The organism is Alishewanella jeotgali KCTC 22429 (genome assembly GCF_000245735.1).
GTDB classification, from domain to species: Bacteria; Pseudomonadota; Gammaproteobacteria; order Enterobacterales; family Alteromonadaceae; genus Alishewanella; species Alishewanella jeotgali.
The window spans coordinates 23,094-46,871 of record NZ_AHTH01000017.1 but is presented as its reverse complement, the minus strand read 5'-3'; the positions used below and the strand labels follow the sequence as shown (position 1 = coordinate 46,871).

General features: G+C 52.5%; 19 protein-coding genes and 1 other RNA gene. 18 read left to right on the top strand and 2 right to left on the bottom strand.

Features of this window, described 5'->3' with window-relative positions; all coding sequences use genetic code 11:
* The first annotated feature begins 31 nt into the window (after positions 1-31).
* An RNA gene (gene rnpB / locus AJE_RS17965) (RNase P RNA component class A) lies at positions 32-406 on the top strand.
* A 50-nt stretch (positions 407-456) separates the two neighbouring features.
* Here the strand turns inward: rnpB and AJE_RS07120 are convergent.
* Entirely contained in the window at positions 457-3,300 is a 2,844-nt protein-coding gene (locus AJE_RS07120; protein ID WP_008950284.1) for a TonB-dependent receptor, read from the bottom strand.
* A 186-nt stretch (positions 3,301-3,486) separates the two neighbouring features.
* Here AJE_RS07120 and AJE_RS07115 point away from each other — a divergent pair, with 186 nt between their 5' ends.
* Both AJE_RS07115 and AJE_RS07110 read left to right on the top strand, forming a co-directional pair.
* On the top strand, positions 3,487-4,884 hold the full coding sequence (locus AJE_RS07115; RefSeq protein WP_008950283.1) for an SH3 domain-containing protein: 1,398 nt from the start codon (positions 3,487-3,489) through the stop codon (positions 4,882-4,884).
* An 11-nt stretch (positions 4,885-4,895) separates the two neighbouring features.
* A complete protein-coding gene (locus tag AJE_RS07110; protein ID WP_008950282.1) occupies positions 4,896-5,990 on the top strand; it encodes a dipeptide epimerase in 1,095 nt (364 codons plus the stop codon).
* On the opposite strand, the gene AJE_RS07105 is transcribed toward AJE_RS07110, so the two are convergent.
* Positions 5,987-6,832, bottom strand: a complete 846-nt coding sequence (locus AJE_RS07105) for a MurR/RpiR family transcriptional regulator (RefSeq protein ID WP_008950281.1) — start codon at positions 6,830-6,832, stop codon at positions 5,987-5,989. The genes AJE_RS07110 and AJE_RS07105 overlap by 4 nt on opposite strands.
* A 350-nt stretch (positions 6,833-7,182) precedes the next feature.
* Here AJE_RS07105 and mraZ point away from each other — a divergent pair, with 350 nt between their 5' ends.
* From mraZ to ftsZ, 15 genes are read left to right on the top strand one after another with little or no spacing between them, the layout of a single operon-like run.
* Positions 7,183-7,647 carry a division/cell wall cluster transcriptional repressor MraZ gene (gene mraZ, locus AJE_RS07100; protein WP_008606714.1) on the top strand — a complete coding sequence of 155 codons (465 nt, stop codon included), beginning with the start codon at positions 7,183-7,185 and terminating at the stop codon, positions 7,645-7,647.
* Positions 7,648-8,586, top strand: coding sequence for a 16S rRNA (cytosine(1402)-N(4))-methyltransferase RsmH (gene rsmH / locus AJE_RS07095; RefSeq protein ID WP_008950280.1), 939 nt, complete (start codon positions 7,648-7,650; stop codon positions 8,584-8,586). It abuts the gene before it with no gap.
* A complete protein-coding gene (gene ftsL, locus AJE_RS07090; RefSeq protein ID WP_008606716.1) occupies positions 8,586-8,894 on the top strand; it encodes a cell division protein FtsL in 309 nt (102 codons plus the stop codon). The genes rsmH and ftsL overlap by 1 nt, the downstream gene beginning before the upstream one ends.
* Positions 8,891-10,642, top strand: coding sequence for a peptidoglycan glycosyltransferase FtsI (locus AJE_RS07085; protein WP_008950279.1), 1,752 nt, complete (start codon positions 8,891-8,893; stop codon positions 10,640-10,642). The genes ftsL and AJE_RS07085 overlap by 4 nt, the downstream gene beginning before the upstream one ends.
* Positions 10,632-12,086 carry a UDP-N-acetylmuramoyl-L-alanyl-D-glutamate--2,6-diaminopimelate ligase gene (locus AJE_RS07080; RefSeq protein ID WP_008950278.1) on the top strand — a complete coding sequence of 485 codons (1,455 nt, stop codon included), beginning with the start codon at positions 10,632-10,634 and terminating at the stop codon, positions 12,084-12,086. Before AJE_RS07085 ends, AJE_RS07080 begins: the two co-directional genes overlap by 11 nt.
* Positions 12,083-13,462 carry a UDP-N-acetylmuramoyl-tripeptide--D-alanyl-D-alanine ligase gene (locus tag AJE_RS07075; protein ID WP_008950277.1) on the top strand — a complete coding sequence of 460 codons (1,380 nt, stop codon included), beginning with the start codon at positions 12,083-12,085 and terminating at the stop codon, positions 13,460-13,462. The genes AJE_RS07080 and AJE_RS07075 overlap by 4 nt, the downstream gene beginning before the upstream one ends.
* Positions 13,456-14,538 (top strand): phospho-N-acetylmuramoyl-pentapeptide-transferase, encoded by a 1,083-nt coding sequence (mraY, locus tag AJE_RS07070; RefSeq protein WP_008950276.1) that lies wholly within the window; start codon positions 13,456-13,458, stop codon positions 14,536-14,538. Before AJE_RS07075 ends, mraY begins: the two co-directional genes overlap by 7 nt.
* A 6-nt stretch (positions 14,539-14,544) precedes the next feature.
* Entirely contained in the window at positions 14,545-15,876 is a 1,332-nt protein-coding gene (gene murD / locus AJE_RS07065; RefSeq protein WP_008950275.1) for a UDP-N-acetylmuramoyl-L-alanine--D-glutamate ligase, read from the top strand.
* Positions 15,873-17,072: a cell division protein FtsW gene (gene ftsW / locus AJE_RS07060; RefSeq protein WP_008950274.1), complete on the top strand. Its 1,200-nt coding sequence runs from the start codon at positions 15,873-15,875 to the stop codon at positions 17,070-17,072. Before murD ends, ftsW begins: the two co-directional genes overlap by 4 nt.
* Positions 17,065-18,150: an undecaprenyldiphospho-muramoylpentapeptide beta-N-acetylglucosaminyltransferase gene (murG, locus tag AJE_RS07055; protein ID WP_008950273.1), complete on the top strand. Its 1,086-nt coding sequence runs from the start codon at positions 17,065-17,067 to the stop codon at positions 18,148-18,150. Before ftsW ends, murG begins: the two co-directional genes overlap by 8 nt.
* Positions 18,147-19,601, top strand: coding sequence for a UDP-N-acetylmuramate--L-alanine ligase (gene murC, locus AJE_RS07050; RefSeq protein ID WP_008950272.1), 1,455 nt, complete (start codon positions 18,147-18,149; stop codon positions 19,599-19,601). Before murG ends, murC begins: the two co-directional genes overlap by 4 nt.
* Entirely contained in the window at positions 19,598-20,509 is a 912-nt protein-coding gene (locus tag AJE_RS07045; protein ID WP_008950271.1) for a D-alanine--D-alanine ligase, read from the top strand. Before murC ends, AJE_RS07045 begins: the two co-directional genes overlap by 4 nt.
* A 6-nt stretch (positions 20,510-20,515) precedes the next feature.
* Positions 20,516-21,268: a cell division protein FtsQ/DivIB gene (locus tag AJE_RS07040; RefSeq protein ID WP_008950270.1), complete on the top strand. Its 753-nt coding sequence runs from the start codon at positions 20,516-20,518 to the stop codon at positions 21,266-21,268.
* Positions 21,265-22,500, top strand: a complete 1,236-nt coding sequence (ftsA, locus tag AJE_RS07035) for a cell division protein FtsA (RefSeq protein ID WP_008950269.1) — start codon at positions 21,265-21,267, stop codon at positions 22,498-22,500. Before AJE_RS07040 ends, ftsA begins: the two co-directional genes overlap by 4 nt.
* A 28-nt stretch (positions 22,501-22,528) precedes the next feature.
* Positions 22,529-23,698 (top strand): cell division protein FtsZ, encoded by a 1,170-nt coding sequence (ftsZ, locus tag AJE_RS07030; RefSeq protein WP_008950268.1) that lies wholly within the window; start codon positions 22,529-22,531, stop codon positions 23,696-23,698.
* The last annotated feature ends 80 nt before the right edge of the window (positions 23,699-23,778 follow it).

Sequence of the window (23,778 nt, the reverse complement as noted above, 5' to 3'; positions counted from 1 at the left end):
CTTAACGCGATTCTCGCGTATAATCCGCCACGGAGTCGGCCAGGGCAATCGCTGCTTGCGCAAGCAAGGGGAGGAAAGTCCGGGCTCCACAGGGCAGGGTGCCAGGTAACGCCTGGGAGGCGCGAGCCTACGACCAGTGCAACAGAGAGCAAACCGCCGATGGCCTAGCTGTTTACAGCTGGGATCAGGTAAGGGTGAAAGGGTGCGGTAAGAGCGCACCGCGCGACTGGTAACAGTTCGTGGCACGGTAAACTCCACCCGGAGCAAGATCAAATAGGCCCCCTATGGCGCGGCCCGCGTTGGGGGCGGGTAGATTGCTGGAGGCTTAGGGTGACCTAAGTCCTAGAGGAATGATTGCCACTCTGGCAACAGAGCACAGAACCCGGCTTACCGGCTGACTCCACATCTCAAAAAAAGCCCGCGCAACTTGCGCGGGCTTTTAGCATTTAAGCTGGGCTACATAAATTTATATTCCAGCAACAGGGTATAGGCCCGACCACGAGGATCGGCAATCCGTGGTTCCCAGGCGGCACCGGCAGCAAAGTCGTTTTGATGCGCGGTGAACGGTGGGTCCTCATCAAACAGGTTTTTGATGCCGAAGGTAAAGTTCAGGTTATCAAAGCCACTGTAGGTCATGCTGTAGTTGTAGGTGGTATAACTACTGACGTTGGGATTCCAACCGCTTGGCGTATAGCTGCCATTACGGACACTCACCGGCAACTCGTCTTTATAGCCATCACGGTAGATCTGGGTCAGGCTATGGCTCCAGTCACCTCGGGTATAGCTCAGATTCAGCGTATGTTTCCACTTAATCGGTAAGTTAAAGTAGCGTACATACTCGCCAACCAGGTTAGGACTGTATGGGAGCGTCTCCAGTCCCTTAGTTTTAAAGGTATCAATATAGCTACCGTTCAGGTTCAGGCGCCATTTGCCATCAGCGAAATCGCCGGTCAGGTTAGCGTCAATTTCAATACCGCGGGTCAGGGTACCACCCGAGTTGATAAAGCGGCGATCGATAGCAACGATCTGGCCATTGCTGTCGCGGATCCAGTTCGCCTGAAACACATCGTAGTTGTTGATTAGAACATCCCGAGGTGCTGAGCGGATAGTATCGGTACGCTCAATTTCCCACCAGTCGACACTAAAGTTAAAGTTATCAAAAGGCGCAACCACTACACCGAAACTCTTCTGCTCTGATTCTTCCGGTTTCAGGTCTGGCTTACCACCAAAAATCTCCACCGGCCGGATCGAGGCACAACCCGGAATGGTCTCACTGGCGACTGCGCCCGGACAAGTTGCCGGGTCAGCCAGATCTAAGCCGGTATACTGCGACTCGGTGTTACCGTTAAACAACTGGTTAAAAGAGGGCACTTTAAAACCAGTACTGAAGGCGCCGCGGATCATTACTTCCTCTATCGGACGATAGTTAAAGCTGACTTTAGGGTTAGTGGTGCTGCCAAAACCATCATAGCGGTCATAACGACCGGCCAGGCTGACATCGAGACTATCTAATACCGGCAGATAAAACTCTACAAAAACCGCTTTAATATCGCGGCTGACTTTATCCAGCACGTTAGCGTTGTCAAAGGGCGCATTAAAGATCGGCCGCATCTGTGCGCGCTGATCACCGTTAAACTTAAATTCCTCGCGGCGTAAGTCAGTACCAATAGCGGCCTGAATTTCACCGCCCGGTAGCTCGAAACCTAACCCTCCGGTAAAGGTGGCATCCAACTGTGTCATCAACGACTCACCGTCATACAAGCGTACGCCGTCAGCAGACGCTGCTTGTAACGCTGCCATACCAGCATCAGACTGGCGTTGTCCCGGGAATAGGAAGGGGTTGATTAAACCACTACCCAGAACCTGCTGTAACGCATCGGTGTAATGATAGCCGCTGGCCAGTATTGAGTTTGAGGTGCTGGAGGCGCGGGATAAGCCGACGGCATAGTCCCAGTCAAAAGCACTAATAATGCCTTCGAATGCAGCATTAATGCGGTAAGATTTGGTTTCGGTATCAATCTGCCGTGGTCCGCATGCCATACAGCGCCAACGGTAGGCAATAGGTTCGCCATAGTTTAGCTGGCTGGTGCCAAAGTAGTTTGCCAGTGCGGTATAAATTAAGTTATACGATGCCCCTGTTACCGGATACCAGGTGCTGCGGTTAAAAACGGCACCCGGAGAGATTTGGTTGGGTTCAAACGCCTTGCTGACATCAACTTTTGAGCCAACAAACTCAAAGTACGCCATATGCTCATCACTAAGCTTGAAAGAAGCCCGGCTGATAAAATCCAGACTATCCATTGGCTGCTGGATCCGCGCGGCGGCAGGATAATCCCAGGCACAGGCATAACGTGACGAAATTGAACTCCAGAGCCGCTCATCATAAGGGCCCATATTCGGACCGCCATTTTCACAACCTAAACCGCCTGGTAAATCCAGAATGTTAATGGCAATCATATTCATGCCATCACGTGGATCGCGTAAACCGGTACCGATCAGGTTGCGTTCTGCCGCCGGCCGGTTAAATACTGTTGCAAAAGGGGTACCGCGGGTATCGGGTGATAAACCACGCTCCGGCTGAAAAGTATTGGAGAAAGCACGATCGGTACCCTCCAGCGTCTCATTTTTCTTGTAGCTCAGAGTACCAAACACGTTCCAGCCATCTTTATTAATATCACCGGCACCGAGTAACAGGTTAGTACGATAGATATTACCGCCACCGGCTTCAGTCGTATCGGCAAAAGCAGAAACTTCGGCACCGGTATAATCTTTCTTGGTGATAAAGTTGATAACACCACCGATGGCATCGGTACCGTACATGGCAGAAGCACCATCACGCAGTACTTCAACCCGTTCCAGCGCTGCAAAAGGGATTGAATTCAAATCTACTGCCCGACCTTTTAACCCGTGCGTTGCCACCCGGCGGCCGTTTAACAGCACCAGTGTCGCATCTGCGCCCTGACCACGCAGGTTGGCACCGGATACACCATTATTACCGCGCTGCTCTTCTGAGACGATACCGCCATTACTGGCCAGGTTATCTGACGAGTTACCGGCGATATTCAGCTGCATTAATAGCTGTTCTGCGGAGGTAATACCCTGAGCATCGATTTCCGCTTTGCTAAATACGGTCAGCGGCAGCGAACCTTCGATATTGGTTCTTTTAATGCTGGAACCGGTAACCCGGATCCGTTCTACTTTTGCATCCTCGGCGTCCGGAACTGCTGTGTCCTGCGCCATGACGACTGATGAGCCCAAGCCGGCAAGGGCAATGGACTGAATGAGCCTGTTCAACTTCATTGCAATCTCTCCTGGATATTACACCCTTTATAATTATTTCATCGTTACGCTGCTTAGCCGTGCGGCGCTGTGCAGGGATGTAGATTTTCTGCACAAAATTAACATAGCAATCTTTTGTTGGTTTTGAAAATAATTTATGCTAAAAAATAACAAATTCAGGAATATTTCATTCCGACGGAGTCTGGGTTGAACAGAATACTGGCTGTAAGCACCTGTTTTTGGCTGATGATGCTGCCATTATTGTTGCCGGGTAGTGGCCGTGCCCAAACCCCGGACTGGCAGTCTGACATTCCGCTACTACAGCGACAGCATCTAAGCGCAGACTACTGGCTGACGAAACTGCCAGAAGCTCAGCAACTACTGCTCGACGCGCAACAAATCCAGGCTTTTAATCAGCGCACCTTTGCCGTGCAGCCAGAAATGCAACCCATCGCCGAAATCCCGCTTAGCCATTCCCGCAAGCAGTTGTTACAGCGGTTGAATAAGGTTAGCAGTATTCCGGGCAGTGCGCGCTTTTTCGCCGATGGCCGGGCGCTGGTTGAAGCAGATTGGTTGCCACTGCAAGCTGCTCTGAATCGCGATGGCATTGCTGAGATTAATCCGACGCGGTTTGCCCTGGTCACCCGACGCAGCTTGCTGTTAGCCTTTCCGACGAAACTGCGGATCTTTAATGACGCCATGGCGCTGGATTTAAACCGCCTGCAGGAAACTGCCGTCTTCGTCGGTGAGCCGCTGGCGGTGTTACACCAAACCGCGGACCAGCAATGGTCACTGGTTCAGAACTATCATTACACCGGCTGGGTAGAAACCTCAGCGCTCGCGATCGGCGAAAGGCAACAGGTATTAGCCTATGCCGCAGCTGAACCCTTTCTGGTAATCACCGGCGCCAGAGCGCACACTAATTTCAACCCTGAGCTGGCCGCTATTTCTGAGCTGCAACTGGATATGGGGGTGCGGCTACCGTTACTAACTGCCGCCAGTCAGGGGCACAGTATTTATGGCCAGAATCCGCATGCCAGCTATATTGTACAGCTACCCATACGGGGCGCGGATGGCAACCTAGAGCTGGTGCCAGCCTTGATTGCGCGCAACCAGGACGTGTCGGTGGGCTACCTGCCATACACCACAGAGCAGCTGCTGCGCCAGGCGTTTAAATACCTCGGGCAGCGATATGGCTGGGGCTATGACTATAACAGTGTTGATTGTACCGGCTTGCTGGTCGATGTGTTCCGTACCTTTGGTCTGCTGATGCCGCGTAATTCCGGTGAGCAAGGTTATGGAGACTTTGGGCAAAACCGGCGTTTTGCCGAAGATTTACCGGTGGCGGACAAATTGGCGTTGCTAAAGTCAGCACAGGTCGGTGATTTGCTGTATCGCCCCGGCCATGTGATGATCTATCTGGGCGAAAGTGGCGGTGAGCCCTTTGTGCTGCATTCGGTATTTGATCTGGCCTATTACCAACAGGATGGTCGTTTTTATCGCGGTACCTTGAACGGAGTGGCTGTAACACCCCTGACTCCGCTTTATCTGACAGCAGAGCAGAGTTATCTGCACCGGCTGTATAATATTAAATCGCTGCGTTAACCGAGGTGCGCATGAAAATTACCGATATCCGGCTGGGCATGCTACGGGTGCCGCTAAAGACGCCATTCAAAACGGCATTGCGGACAGTGAATCAGATTGAAGATGTGGTGGTGGTGGTAGAAACCGATACCGGCCATCTGGGCTATGGAGAGGCACCGGCAACGGCGGTGATCACCGGTGATATTCATGGCTCCATCATCGAAGCGATCCGTACCGTGATCAAACCCAAGCTGTTGGGGCAGGAGATTAGTGATTTAAATCACATTATCCGGCTGATCCAAGGCTGTATTATGAAAAATTACAGCGCCAAGGCGGCTGTTGAGATGGCGGTGTATGATTTGTTCGCGCAATCCTATCAGGCGCCACTGTATAAGGTGCTCGGCGGTGGCGTGCCGCGGCTGACCACCGACATTACCATCAGTGTCGATTACATTGATAAGATGGTCGCGGATTCACTGGATGCGGTCGCCAATGGCTTTGAAACCCTGAAAGTTAAGGTGGGTAAGGATATTGGCGTCGATATAGAGCGGGTAAAAGCCATTTATAACGCGGTGGCCGGCAAAGCCTTGATCCGGCTGGATGCCAATCAGGGCTGGACTGCCAAGGAAGCTGTCTATGCGCTGCATAAGCTGGAGGATGCCGGGGTGCGGCTGGAGCTGGTGGAGCAGCCGGTTAAATATTACGATCTGGAAGGACTGAAATATATTACCGAGCGGGTACATACGCCGGTGATGGCCGATGAAAGCAGCTTTGGCCCGCGCGAGGTGATTGAGCTTATCAAGATGCGGGCCGCCGATATTATCAATATTAAGCTGATGAAAACCGGTGGTATCTCCAACGCCATTAAGATCGCCGATATTTGCTCCTTCTACGATATGCAGTGCATGATTGGCTGTATGCTGGAAAGCAGTATTAGTGTCGCAGCGGCGGTACATGTTGCGGTGGCGAAAGCTGATGTGATTACCAAGGTCGATCTGGATGGGCCCTCGCTCTGTGCCTTTAATCCGGTGCATTGCAGTGTGAACTTTAACGGCCCGGATATCACCATAGGTGATGCGCCGGGTCTGGGCGTGACTGCGATTGATGGCCTGGAGTGGTTAAACTAACTCTTTTCCAGCAACGCCAGCAATTTATTGTGCTCTGTAATATGCTGGCGGTAACTGGGGCTTTGGCAGAGTAACAAATAGAGTAAATGACACAGATGCTGCTGTGCTTGCTGGGTGACCAGCCGCGCCAAATGTTCATCGGTTGCGGTATCCAATGTAAATAAGGTCACGTCAGCCACCGCACTTTGCGCACTGGTTTGAAAACGTGTCAGGGAGATGATCTGCAATTGCCGGCGTTTGGCATATTTCTCCAGCCGCAGTAAATCTGCATTCTCACCACTATCAGAAATCAGCAGTACGATACTGCCCTCGGGCAGGGTGCGGGCCAATTGTAAACTGACCGCCGGATCACTGTGAAACAGCGCCAGTTTACCCAGCTCCAGTAAGCGGCTTTGCATATCAGCCGCGACTACCGCGGAATGCGCACTGCCAGCCAACAGAATTTGCCGGGCTTGTTGTAACAACTTGGCCGCTTGCTGCAGCCGGCTTTCCGGGTTGATGGTCAGCAAGCCGCGCAGGCCTTGCCATAAACTCTGCTGCAGTTGCTCCGCTAACTGCGCCAGGCCACTGAGTTCAGCATTATTTTCCGGTGCTTCCCGTTGCAGGGTGGTGGCAGTGACCACCGCTTCCGTGATCGCCAGCTTTAGATCGGGGTAGCCTTTATAACCCAGTTTCTGGCAAAATTTCACCACGCTGGACTGGCTGATCCCAACCGCATCCGCCAGTTGCTGTGACGAATAGTCACGTAACAGGTTGGAGTTATCCAGAATAAAGTCTGCCAACTTACGCTCGCTGGCAGAAAGTTGGTCTAACATTCCTTTTATTTTCAACAGACTAAGCATCGGGTGGCGCCTCATAATGTGCTGGCCAGTCTGGACAGAGGTTTTATATTGAATAATTTATTCCGCAATAGCAAGTTTCACTATTCCGTTGCCGCAGCGATTTAATTTCCCACTAAATCATTTACTTCCTCCAAGCCGCGAAATTAGCGGGATCTTATTCGATCTGTGATGCTGTTTTTACCTTGACAGGTGCCGAAGTGGCACCCTAAACTGTCTCATTGTGGGGATAAGTGGGTAATTGTGGATCATTTTGGAGTGCAGAACGCGCTTAGTGCGATAACTAAGGTGTCACTGCCACGCCATTGAGCGCCACTTTAACGACCGTTAACACTTAATACAGGCAAACAACGATGTTTCGTGGATCATTCACACTGACATTAGATGACAAGGGCCGGTTAGCGCTGCCAGCGCGTTACCGCGACCGCCTTTTGTCTGAAAATCAGGGGCAATTGATCTGTACCATCGACCTGCATGATCCCTGTTTATTACTGTTTCCGCTGGCAGAGTGGGAAGAAATCGAAGAAAAATTGCAGTCACTCTCCAGTTTGAACCCGCAGGAGCGCCGTTTACAGCGCATTTTGCTGGGTAACGCCACCGAATGCGATATGGATAAAAGCGGCCGGATCCTGCTGCCAGCCTTTTTAAGGCAGCATGCCAGCCTGGGCAAAAATATCCGTTTGGTGGGCCAACTCAATAAATTTGAAATCTGGGATGAAACCACCTGGCAAGACCGTCTGGCCGCTGATATTGAGCTGGAACAGGCGCAAGCTGGCTCGGTGGAGTTATCCGAACGCTTACAGGATTTTGTACTGTAAATGACCACAACTGAGCATATTTCGGTACTGTTGGCGGAAACGTTGACAGGCCTGGCGATCAAGGCTGACGGCATCTATCTGGATGGCACCTTCGGCCGCGGTGGTCACAGCCGGGAAATCCTGAAACAGCTGGGCCCGCAAGGCCGGCTGTATGCCATAGATCGCGATCCTGCCGCCATCGCTGCCGCAGCCCCACTGCAAGCTGATGCGCGTTTTCATATCACCCACAGCCCCTTTGCCGCCCTGGCGAACATTGCCGAATCTCTGGCTATTTTTGGCAAAATTGACGGTATTTTATTGGATCTTGGCGTTTCTTCCCCACAACTGGATGAAGCCGAGCGTGGTTTTAGTTTTATGCGTGACGGTCCACTGGATATGCGAATGGATCCGACCAGTGGTTTGTCAGCCGCCGAGTGGTTAGCCAGTGCTGATGTTGAAGATATCAGTTTTGTGTTGCGTGAATATGGCGAAGAAAAGTTTGCCTGGCGCATTGCCAACAGCATTGTTAATAGCCGCGCCGAGCAGCCGTTAACCCGTACCGGCCAGCTGGCTGACCTGATTAGCCGCGCGGTTCCCAAAAGTGCCAAAGAGAAAAAGCACCCGGCTACCCGCAGCTTTCAGGCTATCCGCATCTATATCAACAGTGAGCTGGAGCAAGTGAACCTGGCACTGCAGGGCGCTATGGCGGCACTAAAGCCCGGTGGCCGCCTGTGTGTTATTAGCTTTCACTCGCTGGAGGATCGGCTGGTGAAACAGTTTATGCGGCGTCATTCCAAGCCTGAAGCGGTACCGCGTGGTTTGCCGCTGACGAATGCCCAGCTGCAACAAGAGGTGCCTTTAAAACTGATCGGCAAGGCCATCATGCCATCTGATGCTGAATTGGCGGTCAACCCGCGCGCCCGTAGTGCGGTGCTACGGATCGCTGAGAGGACTGGCTGATGAGCGAGATCCGGTTATCTACTCAAATCAGACAACAATGGCAGCAGCGCAAGCTGGTGCTGTTGTTGTTATTGGCTTGTGTGTTAACCGGCCTGGCCGTGGTGCAGATGGCGCATTTAAACCGGCAATTAACGATCCAGCAGGATCAGAATTACCAGCAGCGTGATCAGCTGGATACCGAGTGGCGCAACCTGTTGCTGGAGCAGCGGGCGCTGGCCGAGCATAGCCGGGTGGAAGAAATTGCCCGCCGGCAACTGAATATGGAAAGACCGAGCGGCAATCGGGATATCACGGTGAGGCAACCATGAAGCGGCCCGTAGCGAAAGCCCAGGCAAAAACCAGGAAGCAGCCGACAGTGTTGGGTTGGCGGTTTGCTTTTGTGATGCTCAGCTTAAGCGCGGTCTTTGTGGCGCTGGTTGCCCGGGCTGCCTGGTTACAGGTGCTGGAGCCGGACATGCTGGTCACTCAGGGCGATTTGCGTACCTTACGGATTGAATCCGACAAGGTGATGCGCGGCATGATCCTGGATCGGCATGGCCAGGCGTTAGCGGTCAGCGTGCCGGTGGAGGCGATCTGGGCCGATCCGAAAGAAGTGATCGAACGCAATGCCGCAGCCGATGAACGGCGCTGGCATGCGCTGGCTGAAATTCTGCAAATGACGCCGCAACAATTATTACAGCGGATTGGTGATAACCCGAGTCGGCGCTTTGTCTATTTGCAGCGTCAGGTAAATCCTGCCGTAGTGGAGTATGTGCGCAAATTAAAGGTGCCTGGAATTCACTTCCGTCAGGAATCGCGGCGCTTTTATCCGGCGGGAGAAGTTGCAGCGCAGTTGATTGGTTTTACCAATATTGACGATGTCGGTGTTGAGGGTATCGAGAAGCGGTTTAACGACTTACTAACCGGTACCGCGGGGCGCAAGGTGTTTCGTAAAGACGCCAAAGGCCGCGAAATTGAAGTGCTGGAGCGTGAGGCGTCACAGGAGCCGGCGGATGTTGTGCTGAGTATCGATCAGCGGATCCAGGCGGTCGCTTATCGCGAGCTGAAAAAAGCCGTGCTGGCGCATGGTGCGGCATCCGGTTCTGCCGTGGTGGTCGATGTGCATACCGGCGAGATCCTGGCGATGGTCAACAGCCCGTCGTTTAACCCGAATAACCGCCGCAATACGCCGGTGCATCGTTTCCGCAATCGCGCCATCACCGATACCTTTGAGCCCGGTTCTACGATGAAACCACTGGCGGTACTCAGTGCGCTGGAATTTGGCAACGCCAAATTGGATAGCATGGTCGATGTTAGCCCCGGCGTAATGCGGATTGGCGGAAGCTGGGTGCGGGATCCGAATAACTATGGCAGCTTGAGCCTGGGCGGTATCATTCAAAAGTCCAGTAATATGGGCGTGGCCCGTCTGGTGTTACAGATCCCGCATCAAAATGTCATTGGCTTATACAGTAATCTGGGCCTGGGCCAGGATACCGGCACCGGCCTAACCGGCGAGAGCAGCGGTATTTTCAGTTTCCGTCAGCGTTGGTCTGATTTTGAACGCGCTACTTTCTCTTATGGCTATGGCTTATCCGTCACTGCAGTACAGCTGGCCAGAGCCTATGCCACCATTGGCAATGGCGGGGTCAACCGGCCACTGAGCATTCTCAAAGTGGAGCAGCCTGAACCAGGTGAGCGGGTATTAAAACAAGAATATGCGCTGGCGATGTTAGAAATGATGGAAAGCAGTATTGCGCCCGGCGGCACTGCAACCCGGGCACAAATTCCGGGTTACCGCGTCGGTGGCAAAACCGGTACTGCCCGTAAAGCCGTCGCTGGTGGTTACGGTAATGACTATATCGCCTCCTTTGCCGGTGTTGGCCCAATCAGTAATCCACGCTTGGTAACAGTGGTGGTGATTAACGAGCCGGCCGGTGATTTCTACCACGGTGGTGAAATCGCGGCCCCGGTATTTTCCCAGATTATGGGTGCTGCCATGCAGTTACTGAACTTACCGCCGGATGCGCAAAGCCGGCCCAGGATCTCTGCCGTAAGGAGTACACAAAATGCCGGTTAACAGTAAAGTCTGGTTAGCAGCGCAGTGCCCCCAGGTGCCGGAGTGCACACTGGCGGATTTGCGCATTGATAGCCGTCAGGTGCAAACAAATGATGTCTTTATTGCCCTGCCGGGTACCCATACCGATGGTCAGCATTTTATCAGTCAGGCGCTGGCACAAGGCGCAGCCCTGGTACTTACCCATACCGGTAGTTACAGCGATCCGCGGATTCAGGTATTACCCGAGCTGAATACAGTGTTACCCGAGTTGGCAGCCAGTTTCTATGGTCACCCGCAACAACAGCTGACGTTGGTGGGAGTGACCGGCACTAATGGTAAGTCCTCGGTCTGCAGTTTTATCGCGCAGTTGGCAGAGCAGCTTGGACTGAAAAGCGCCATTATCGGTACCCTCGGCTATGGTTCCTGGCAGCAATTAACGCCATTAAAAAATACCACGCCGCACTTTGTTGATTTGCAGCGGATTTTCGCCGAAATGCTGGCCAGTGGTGTATGTCTGGTGGCGATGGAGGTGTCATCTCATGCCTTAGTGCAGCAGCGGGTTGCCGGCCTGGAGTTCGCGGCCGCCGTCTTCACTAACCTGAGCCGGGATCATCTGGATTATCACGGTAGTATGCAGGCCTATGCTGAGGCTAAAGCATTATTGTTTCAACAAGCGCAAAGCCGGTTGGCGGTGCTGAATCTGTCTGATGAAACCGGTCGCATCTATGCCACCAATTGCCAGATCCCGGTGTTTGCTTATGGCAAAACCGCGGACTGTAACGACCCTGCCGCTCTGACCTATCAGTGCGCGGCGCCAAATGAGCAAGGCATTTACTGCGAGCTACAGGCTGACGGTGTGCATTATCAGTTGCAATTACCGCTACTAGGCGAATTTAATGTGCAGAATGCGCTGGCGGCGATACGTTGTCTGCAGGCGCTGGGGCAGCCATTAGCCGCACTGTTACAGGCAGCCGCCAAGCTGAAAGCTGTCGCCGGGCGGATGGAGCAATTTCCGTTTAAAACCGGCGCCACTGTAGTAGTCGATTATGCCCATACCCCGGATGCATTGCGGCAAACCTTACTGGCGCTGCGCGCCCACTGCAGTAACCATCTGTGGACCGTCTTTGGCTGTGGTGGTGATCGCGACAAAGGCAAGAGACCTTTGATGGGGCAACTTGCTGAGCTGTTATCTGATCATGTGATTCTGACTTCGGATAACCCGCGTACCGAAGATCCGCTGCAGATATTGCAGGATATCGCTGCCGGCTTTAGTAATGATCACTGTTATGTACTGGAGCCGGATCGCCGTTCTGCCATTAAGTTAGCAGTGGCACAGGCTCAGGCTGGCGACATAGTGCTGCTTGCCGGTAAGGGCCATGAAACCGAGCAAATTATTGGCCAGACTGCGCTGCACTATGACGAACGCGCCTATGTGCAGCAGCTGCAACGGGAGATGGCCCTATGATCCCGCTCCATTTATCCGAGTTGGCAACCATTCTGCAGGCCCCATTAGTCGGCGAAGACCGGCTGATTGAAAGCATCAGCACCGACAGCCGCACCCTGGAAGGTACAGCGCTGTTTTTGGCGTTAAAGGGCCCGAATTTTGATGGCAATCAGTTTTTAGCTGAGGTGGCGGCAAAGGGTGCGGTAGCGCTGATTTGCAATCAACAGCCGCCGGTTGCCCTGCCTTATATTCTGGTACCGGATGGCCGCATAGCTTTGGGGCAGATTGGCGCGGCCCTGAAACAACGGCTGGCGCCAAAAACGGTGGCGATTACCGGTAGTGCCGGTAAAACCACGGTAAAAGAAATGCTGGCCGCGATCCTAAGCCAGCAAGGGCCGGTATTGGCGACGGCGGGTAATTTTAATAATGACATTGGTGTGCCCCTGACCCTATTGCGGTTAACACCGGAACACCAATATGCGGTACTTGAACTGGGGGCCAACCATCCCGGCGAGGTAGCTTATACCACGGCGCTGGTGAAGCCGGATGTCGCCTTGATCACCAATGCCGCCGCATCGCATCTGGAGGGCTTTGGCGATGTTTATGGCGTGGCCCGTGCTAAAGCAGAAATTTACAGTGGTTTAACCGATACCGGCAGCGCCGTAGTGTCACTGGACAGTGATTTTAGCGATTACTGGCTGGCGCAGGTCAGACAGCAAGCCTGCCAGACCTTTAGTTTACAAAATCCGGCAGCAGATTTTCATGCCTCTGACATTCGTCTGGATGCCAGTGGTTGTGCGCATTTTCTGTTACATAGCCCGCAGGGCAATGAGCAAATCCAGCTGAAAATCCCCGGCCGGCATAATGTCGCTAATGCGCTGGCTGCCGCCGCTGCAGCCCTCGGACTGGGCCTGAATTTACGGCAAGTACAGCGCGGCCTGCTCGGGATGCAAGCGGTTAAAGGCCGTACTAATTTGCTGACGCCCAAAGCCGGTCTGAAAATTATTGACGACACCTACAATGCGAATGTGGAATCGGTGAAAGCGGCCATTGACTTGCTGGCCAGCTATTCGGGCTTCCGCGGCTTGTTACTCGGTGATATGGGTGAGTTGGGTGCTGACGCCCGTTTATACCATGAACAGATTGGCGATTACGCCAAAAAAGCCGGTATTAATCTGTTATTCACTGTTGGTGTGTTATCACAGAGCGCCAGTGACCGCTTTGGAGTTACTGGTGCCCATTTTAGTCAACAGCAAACGCTGGTCGAGCATTTGCTACCAATCATTGCCGGTCAACAAGACGTTACGCTCCTGGTGAAAGGTTCACGCAGCGCGAGAATGGAAAAGGTTGTACAGGACTTGCTAGAACGTTGTCAGCAGGAGACTCAGCCATGTTAGTGTGGTTAGCAGAGTATTTAACGCAGTATATCAGTGCCTTTAATGTGATCAGTTATCTGACATTCCGGGCGATTTTGGGCGTATTAACCGCCTTGTTACTCAGCCTTTATCTTGGGCCCAAGCTGATCGCCGCCTTGCAGCGGATGCAGATTGGGCAGGTAGTACGCAATGACGGTCCGGAGAGCCATTTCTCGAAGAAAGGCACCCCGACGATGGGCGGACTGTTGATCCTGGGTTCAATTCTGATTTCGACCTTGCTATGGGCCAACCTGAGCAATAAATACATCTGGGTGGTGCTGTTTGTGCTGGTCAGCTTTGGCACCATCGGCTTTATTGATGATTACCGCAAAGTGATCCGCAAGGATCCCAAGGGGCTGATCGCGCGCTGGAAGTACTTCTGGCAGTCGGTATTTGCGCTGTTAACCGCGTTTTTCCTTTATGCCACGGCTGAGCGGCCGGCAGAAACTGCGCTGCTATTGCCTTTTTTCAAAGAGGTGATGCCACAGCTGGGCTTACTGTTTATTGCGTTGGCCTATTTTGTGATTGTCGGCACCAGTAACGCCGTTAATCTGACCGATGGTCTGGATGGTCTGGCCATAGTGCCGACTATTATGGTGGCCGGTGCCTTTGCCATTATTGCCTATGCCAGCGGTAATGTGAACTTTGCCAGCTATCTGAATATTCCTTTCCTACCTTATGCCGGGGAGCTGGTCGTATTTTGCGCCGCGTTAATTGGTGCTGGTTTGGGGTTCCTCTGGTTTAACACTTACCCGGCGCTGGTGTTTATGGGTGATGTCGGCTCATTGGCACTGGGTGCGGTGCTGGGGGTAATTGCCATTTTAGTCCGCCAGGAAATCGTGTTGTTTATTATGGGCGGTATCTTTGTGATGGAAACGCTGTCAGTGATCCTGCAGGTCGGTTCATACAAACTGCGCAAACAGCGGATTTTCCGGATGGCACCAATCCACCACCACTATGAATTAAAAGGCTGGCCAGAACCTCGGGTGATTGTGCGCTTCTGGATCCTGTCGATCATCTTTGTGCTGGTGGGTTTAGCCACCCTGAAACTGAGATAAGAGCCTATGCAAGACTTATTGACCGCAAAACGAATCGCTGTTGTTGGGTTGGGCCAGTCAGGTCTGGCTACGGTGCGTTTTTTGCTGTCAAAAGGTATTAAGCCGGTACTAATGGATACCCGTAAGCAACCGGCCGGACTGGAGCAGATCGCAGCAGAGAAAGTTGACGGTATTTATTTAGGTGAGCTGGATGCCAACCGGCTGGCACAAATGGAGCTGATCATCGTGAGTCCGGGGTTGTCGGTAAAACATCCGGCGTTGCGTTTTGCCAAGTTGCAGGGCGCACGTATTATCGGCGATGTTGAGCTATTTGCTTGCTACAATACTAAGCCTGCTGTGGCCGTCACCGGTTCCAATGGCAAATCAACTGTGACCAAGCTGACAGAGGCAATGTTACAGCAAAGCGGAATTAATGCGTTGGCGGCAGGTAATATTGGCTTGCCGGTATTGGATGCATTAAGCAAAGGCGATACAGAAGTCTATGTACTGGAGCTATCTAGCTTTCAGTTGGAAACGACTGAGCATTTACAGTTAGTTGCCGCGGCCAATCTAAATGTTAGTGCCGATCATCTGGATCGCTATCTGGATCTGGCCGATTACGCCGCTGCCAAACAACGTATTTATCAACATAGCGCGCTGGCGGTCTATAACGCTGCTGATAGCTTGACGCTACCCACCAGCTCAGGACCGCGGCTTGGTCTAAGCCTGCAGGACAATACTAGTGGCTATGGCATAGTACACTACCAGCAACAGGATTATCTGCTGGTCGCCGGTGCACCACTGTTACCGCTATCTGAACTGAGTTTATTTGGCAAACATAACCAGTTTAACGCGTTGGCTGCAGCGGCTCTGGCTTTAGCGGCAGGAGCAAGCCGCGAAGCCATTGCTACTACGTTAAAAACTTTCCGCGGCCTGGCGCATCGTTGCGAGCTGGTGCTGGAGCGGCAGGGTGTGCGCTGGGTCAACGACTCCAAGGGCACTAATATCGGCGCAACCCTGGCTGCGCTGGCCGGACTGCGCAGCAGTGTTGAAGGTAAGCTGATCCTGATTGCCGGTGGGGATGCCAAAGGGGCTGATCTGACTGAGTTGCAACCTGCGCTGCTGCGTGATGTGCAGCATTTGATCACCTTGGGGCAGGATGGTCCAGCTATTGCTGCGTTAATGCCAAATAGTACGCAGGTGAAAACACTACAACAGGCGGTGAAAGCCGCTGCCGAACTGGCGAAAGCTGGTGATATGGTGCTGTTATCACCAGCCTGTGCCAGTTTAGATATGTTTAAAAGCTATGCTGACAGGGGCGAACAATTTGCTGCCGCAGTGCGGGAGTTAAAGCCATGAAAGCTATCTTGTTAGGTAGTCGCTTTAATCCGTTACCCCGTCTGGATAGCTGGTGGCAAAGTAAAGACCAGGGCACTTTTGATAATGTATTCCTGACAGCATTACTACTGGTATTGGCCTTTGGTCTGGTCATGGTGACCAGTGCCTCCATTCCGGTTGCGGAGCGCTTATACGGTAATCCACTCCATTTTACCGTGCGCCACCTAATCTATATGGGTATCGGCTTTGTCGCCGCTTATGTGGTCACCCGGCTGCCGATTAGTTTTTGGCATAACTATAATATGCAGCTGCTATTTGCCGCCCTGGCGCTGTTGGTTGCAGTACTACTCTTTGGTAAAAACGTCAATGGCTCCACCCGTTGGCTGGCACTGGGGCCGATAAACGTTCAGGGGGCCGAACCGGCCAAACTGTTCTTCTTTTGTTATCTGGCCAGTTATCTGGTGCGCCGGCATGAAGAAGTACGGGAAAACTTGATGGGCTTTTTGAAGCCTTTAATCATGCTGTTTGTGGTGGCAGTGTTACTGTTAATGCAACCGGATCTGGGAACAGTAATCGTTATGTTTGCGACGGCGGTGGTTTTGCTGTTTTTGGCCGGCGCTAAGTTATGGCAGTTTATTGCCCTGATCCTGACCGGTCTGGCGTCAATAGCGGTGTTAATTTTCTATAGCGAGTACCGCTGGCGACGGGTTACTGCCTTCCTTGATCCTTGGGCTGATCCCTTTGGCAGTGGCTATCAGTTAACACAATCCTTGATGGCCTTTGGCCGCGGCGGCTGGTCCGGACAGGGGCTGGGCAACAGTATTCAGAAACTTGAGTATCTGCCGGAAGCGCATACTGACTTTATTATCTCCGTTATTGGTGAAGAAACCGGCTTCTTTGGTGTTGCCATGCTGCTTTGTTTGTTGTTCCTGATGGTGTTTCGGGCGCTGATGATGGGTAATCGGGCTTTGCAAAAAGGCATGAGTTTTCACGGTTTTATGGCCTACGCCCTGGCGATTTGGATTGGCTTTCAAACAGCGGTCAATGCCGGTATGGCCAGCGGCATGATGCCAACTAAGGGTATGACATTACCCTTTGTCAGTTATGGTGGCAGTAGTTTAATTATCATGTTAATGGCTGCCGCACTATTGTTACGGATTGATTTTGAGGTGCGGTTGCAGGGTAAGCAAGCGGTTAGCGGAGGTAAGCATGACTAAGCCGCTGGCGCTAATTATGGCTGGAGGAACCGGTGGGCATATTTTTCCGGCTCAGGCGGTAGCTAACGCGCTGCAGCAAGCCGGCTGGGATATTGCGTGGCTGGGGACTGCAGATCGAATGGAAGCACAATTGGTGCCGGAGTTTGGTTATCCGTTTTACAGTATTAAGGTAGCTGGTTTACGTGGTAAGGGATTAGGCGCAAAGTTGGCAGCGCCCTTTATGTTACTGCGTTCAGTATGGCAGGCGCGTCAGATTATTAAGCAAATAAAGCCGCAATTGGTGATTGGCTTTGGCGGTTATGCCAGTGGGCCGGGAGGCTTCGCTGCCTGGCTTGGCGGCATACCACTTTTGATCCACGAGCAAAATGCCGTGCCGGGCAGCACCAATAAGCTACTGGCACGTTTTGCTGAAAAAATCATGGTGGCCTTCCCTGAGGCTTTCGCCAGCTCCGTCAAGCAGCAGCTGGTGGGTAATCCAGTACGTAAAGAAGTGATCGGCTGTCGTGAACAGCGTCCGGTTAATGCTGAGCTCAGAATATTAATTGTTGGTGGAAGCTTGGGAGCAAAGGCGCTGAATGAGCAACTACCACCACAACTGATTGCGTTAGCACACCAAGGCGTACTGGCGGTAAAACATCAGACCGGTGATGCCATGTATCAGCAAGTATATAACGCCTATCAGCCACTGCGTGAGCAGGGGCTGCAAATAGAGGTATGTGCCTTTATCAAAAATATGGCGGAAGCTTATCGCTGGGCAGATTTGGTAATATGCCGTGCTGGGGCGCTCACTGTTAGTGAAGTGGCTGCCGCGGGTATTGCGGCGATCTTTGTACCACTGCCGACAGCGATTGACGATCATCAAACGGCCAATGCCAAAACGCTGACCAGCCACGATGCGGGTTGGTTATTACCCCAGCATCAACTGATGGCGCCGGGCATAGTCCCTATTTTAGCCGAATTTATGCACAACAAGGCCGGCTTAGCCGAGCGCGCAAATAAAGCCAGAGCACTGGCACTGGATAATGCTACGGCGCAGGTCGTGACGTTATGCCAGCAAGTAACAGGACAAGTAGTATGATTACGACACTCCAGCAGAAAAAGCAGGCGATGCGCAGGGTTGAACGGATTCATTTTGTCGGTATCGGCGGCGCCGGTATGGGCGGTATTGCCGAGGTGCTGCTTAATGAAGGTTATAAAGTCAGTGGTTCAGACATTGCCGCAGGTGCGGTAACAGAACGGCTGGCGGGGTTAGGGGCGGAGATTTTTATCGGCCACACTGCGGCGAATATTCAGGGTGCCAGCGTTGTCGTGGTATCCAGCGCCATTAAAGCCGATAATCCAGAGGTGAGCAGCGCGCGTGAATTGCGCATCCCGGTAGTGCGTCGTGCAGAGATGCTCGGGGAGTTAATGCGCTTTCGCCACGGTATCGCCATCGCCGGAACTCACGGCAAAACCACGACCACCAGTTTAATGGCCTCTGTTTTCGCTGAAGCCGGCGCCGATCCGACCTTTGTGATTGGTGGATTATTAAATTCAGCGGGCTCTAATGCCCGTTTAGGTGCTGGCCGTTACCTGATTGCTGAAGCCGACGAAAGCGACGCTTCCTTTTTGCATTTACAGCCGATGGCAACCGTGATTACCAATATCGAAGCGGACCATATGGATACCTATCAGGGCGACTTTGAAAAGCTCAAAGCCACCTATATGGAGTTCTTACATAATTTACCTTTCTATGGTCTGGCCGTAGTTTGCCTTGATGATCCGGTATTACGGCAGCTGATCCCTTGTATTGGTCGTACGGTCTTAACCTATGGTTTTAGCGACGATGCTGATTATCAAATTAGCGACTTTAGCCAAACGGGTACCCGTAGCCAGTTTCTGATCACCGATCCAGCTGGTAATCAGCGAGAAATCAGTCTGAATTTACCGGGTCGGCATAATGCGTTAAATGCCACGGCAGTCTTTGCTTTGGCACAGGATGAAGGCATTGCTGAACAGGCTATATTGGCAGCACTGAGTAAATTTGAAGGCATTGGCCGGCGCTTCCAGCAGTACGGCGAATTTGAAACCGGCCGTGGCAAGGTATTGTTACTGGATGATTATGGCCATCATCCAACCGAAGTAGCGGCAACCGTTGCTGCCGTGCGCAGTGCTTGGCCGCAGCGACGCTTAGTGATGTGTTATCAGCCACACCGTTATACCCGAACCCGGGATCTCTATGATGACTTCGCCCGGGTGCTGTCTGAAGTCGATACGCTGTTACTACTCGAAGTTTATGCGGCTGGTGAAGCCCCCATTCCCGGTGCAGATAGCCGCAGTTTGGCGCGCTCTATTCGTGCGCGCGGGCAACTGGAACCGATTTATGTCGCCCAGCCAGCCGATCTGGCCGCCAGCCTGGCTGAAGTATTACAGGATGGTGATGTCGTTCTGACGCAAGGCGCCGGCAATATTGGCAGCCTGGTGAAGCAGCTGGCCGCCATGCAGTTAGATATTGAACAGTTAAAAGCAACCAAGGGAGCTGCGCAATGAGCCAGAATGCAAAAGTTGCCGTGATGTTTGGTGGCCGCTCAGCTGAGCGCGAGGTATCACTGCGCTCCGGTAAGGCGGTATTGTCGGCACTACAGGACGCCGGTATTGATGCCTTTGCCTTTGACCCGAAAGAGCAGCCGTTATCGAGTTTGCAAGCGGATCAGGTCTTTATCGTATTACATGGTCGCGGTGGCGAAGATGGCACCATGCAAGGCGCCTTGCAGCAGCTGGGGTTACCCTATACCGGTAGTGGTGTACTGGGCTCAGCGCTGGCAATGGATAAGATCCGTTGTAAGTGGTTATTCCAGGCGCAAGGTTTGCCAACAGCACCGTTTTTGGTCGTGCGCCCCGACGATACCGACTACGCCGCTATGTTACAGCAACTCGGTGGTAAGGTGATGGTTAAGCCCGCCAACGAAGGCTCCAGTATTGGCATGAGTGCAGCCAGCAATGCGGCAGAGCTGGCCGCTGCTATCGCCACCGCCCATCAATATGATCAGGAAGTGCTGGTTGAACGCTGGATTGACGGTCGGGAATTTACCATCGCTATTTTAAATGAGCAGGTATTACCGATAGTTGAAATGCGCACGCCGCGCGCGTTTTATGATTACGAAGCCAAATATCAGGCCAATAGCACTGAATATCTGTGCCCGGCACCACTGACCGCTGAGCTCACTGCGGCTATGCAGCAAAGTGCCCTAGCCGCTTTTAAAGCGGTAGGCGCCAGTGGCTGGGGCCGTGTTGATTTAATGTTGGATCAGGCCGGACAGCACTATTTGCTGGAAGTGAATACTGTACCGGGTATGACTGAGAAATCGCTGGTGCCGATGGCGGCAAAAGCAGCAGGTTACAGTTTTCAGCAGCTGGTGCTGGCTATTTTACAACAAGCTCAGGCGACGAGGAGCTAAGCGGCAATGGCAGAGCAGGTTAATCAAGCACCAGTCAGAAGCCGGGCGGAATTTATCGCCGGCTTGGTGTTTTTTACCTGCTCGCTGATTTTTTTAATGTACCTGATCGCGACGCTAAAAAACTGGGTGCAGGATCAGCAAAGTGCCCCGATTTCGCAGGTGAAGCTATACGGTAAGTTTCAGCAACTGGACGCGGCCGAATTACAGCAGCGCTTGCAGCAAGAATATGTAGGAAACTTTTTTCGGGTGAATGTGGATCAGGTGCAGCAGTTCCTGCAATTGCAGCCTTGGGTGTATCAAAGCGCTGTGCGTAAACTTTGGCCCGATACGCTGGTGGTGGTAGTGACTGAGCAGCAACCGGTGGCGGTTTGGAACGGTGATCAGCTATTGAATGACAAGGGCCAGGTATTTACCGCGCCAATACAACCGCTGGTAACGACTTTGCCCTGGTTACATGGTCCGGAAGGAACCGAGCAAGATGCACTGACGATGTTCAGTAAAATGCAGCAGTTGCTCAAGCTGCATCAGTTCGAGGTACGCAAGGTATGGTTAACAGAGCGTTTCGCCTGGCGTTTGGAATTGGACGATGGCTTAAGTTTACAGCTTGGGCGCGAAGATACCCTAAAACGGCTGCAGCGCTTTATCGATCTGTATCCACAAATGCAACAACATCAGGCCGGGATGGCCGAAGTTGATTTACGTTATGACACGGGCATTGCCGTGCGCTATGCAGTAACAGACACAAAGAGAAAAACATGACAAAGTCAGCAGAACGGGATTTGATAGTCGGTCTGGATATCGGCACCTCGCAGATTAAAGCGGTGGTGGGCGAGATCACCGCAGATAACCAGCTTAGCATTGTAGGCGTAGGGACGCATGCGTCGCGCGGCATGGACAAAGGTGGCGTTAACGATCTGAACCTGGTGGTGCAGGCAGTGCAGCGGGCAGTGAATGAGGCTGAGCTGATGGCGGACTGCCAGGTATCCTCTGTTTATCTGGGTATTACCGGTAAGCATATCCGCTGCCAGAACGAAAGCGGTATGGTGCCGATTAACGATACCGAAGTGACTGCTGAAGATGTGGCGAGCGTGATTCACGCTGCTAAGTCAGTACCCATTTCGGCTGAGCGCAGAATGCTGCATGTGTTACCGCAAGAGTTTTCGGTCGATATGCAAGAAGGTATTAAAAGTCCGGTCGGCATGTCTGGCGTACGCATGGAAGCCCGTGCCCACATCATTACCTGCGCCAATGATATGGCAAAAAATATCGAAAAATGTGTCGAGCGTTGTGGTCTGCACGTCGACCAGTTAATTTTCAGCGCGCTGGCCTCCAGCTATGCGGTATTAACTGATGATGAAAAAGAGTTGGGTGTCTGTGTCGTCGATATTGGTGGTGGTACTATTGATATTGCCATCTTTACCAATGGTGCTTTGCGCCACACCGCTGTGATCCCGGTCGCCGGTAATCAGGTGACCAGTGATATCGCCAAAATCTTCCGCACTCCAATCAGCCATGCCGAAGACATCAAGGTGCAGTACGCCTGCGCCTTGCGCAGTATGGTGGGTAAAGAAGAAAGCATCGAAGTGCCCAGTGTCGGTGGCCGGCCGGCGCGTTCGATGTCGCGGCATACGCTAGCGGAAGTGGTAGAGCCACGTTACCAGGAATTATTTGAATTGGTGTTGGAAGAAATCCGCTCCAGTGGTTTAGAAGAGCAAATTGCGGCTGGCCTGGTGTTAACCGGTGGCACTGCCAAGATGGAAGGCGCAGTCGAATTTGCTGAAGACATTTTTCAAATGCCGGTACGACTCGGTTATCCGATGCACGTTACCGGGTTAAGAGATTATGTCAGTGATCCGGCTTATGCCAGTGTCATTGGCTTATTACTATACGGCAAAGACGTACGCAGCCAACAAAAAGCTGCCGGTCAGAGCCGCGATACAGTCAGCGGGCTATTTAAAAAAATCAGCAGCTGGTTTAACGGTCAGTTTTGAGTAAGCGTAATAAAACGGAGAGAGAGCTATGTTTGAGTTAATGGAAAACCACAGCGAAGAAGCTGTCATTAAAGTAGTAGGGGTTGGCGGCGGCGGCGGAAATGCTGTCGAGTATATGGTTGCCAGCAATATTGAAGGCGTCGAATTTATCGCCGCCAATACTGATGCCCAGGCGCTGCGTAATTCGTCCGCCAATGTGACGCTGCAACTGGGTGCTGCCGTAACCAAAGGTTTAGGTGCCGGCGCCAATCCGGAGATTGGTCGCCGCTCAGCGGAAGAAGACCGCGAAACCATCAAGAAAACGCTGCAAGGCGCTGACATGGTGTTTATCGCCGCGGGTATGGGTGGCGGTACCGGTACCGGTGCTGCGCCAATCGTAGCAGAAGTGGCGAAAGAGCTGGGCATTCTGACTGTTGCCGTGGTGACTAAACCGTTCCCGTTCGAAGGTAAAAAGCGCACCGCCTTTGCCGATGAAGGTATTGCAGAGCTGAGCAAACATGTTGACTCACTGATCACTATCCCGAACGACAAACTGTTAAAGGTACTGGGTAAAGGCACCAGCCTGCTGGATGCGTTTAAAGCGGCCAATAACGTATTGTTAGGTGCGGTGCAGGGTATCGCAGAATTAATTACCCGCCCGGGTCTGATCAACGTGGACTTTGCTGACGTACGTACTGTGATGTCAGAAATGGGTACTGCGATGATGGGTACTGGTCGTGCTACTGGCCCGGATCGTGCTGAAGAAGCTGCCGAGCAGGCTATTTCCAGCCCGCTGCTGGAAGATATCGATTTATCCGGCGCGCGTGGCATTCTGGTGAATATCACTGCTGGTCTGGATATCAGTATCGAAGAGTTTGAAACTGTTGGTAACGCAGTAAAAGCTTTCGCTTCTGAGAACGCGACCGTTGTCGTTGGTGCTGTTATCGATCCGGAAATGCGTGACGAGCTGCGGGTGACCGTCGTTGCCACTGGTATTGGTGCGGATCGCAAACCAGATATCAGCCTGGTACCAACGCATCACCGTGCCGAGCCGGTCAGCCACAGCTATGTACAGCATGGTAATACCATGCGCCAGAGCGCACCGCAGCCAGTAGTACAGCGTGAAGAAGTATTACAAACCAAGGTGCAACCTGAGCCAAAAGGTGGTGGTATTGATATTTTTGATATCCCGGCCTTTTTACGCAAACAGGCTGACTAATACCGCAAATTGTGCGGTAACAGTGTGCGGTAACAGGTAGTGGCGATTTAAGCTCAGCAGTTAATGGAGTTCATTTGCTG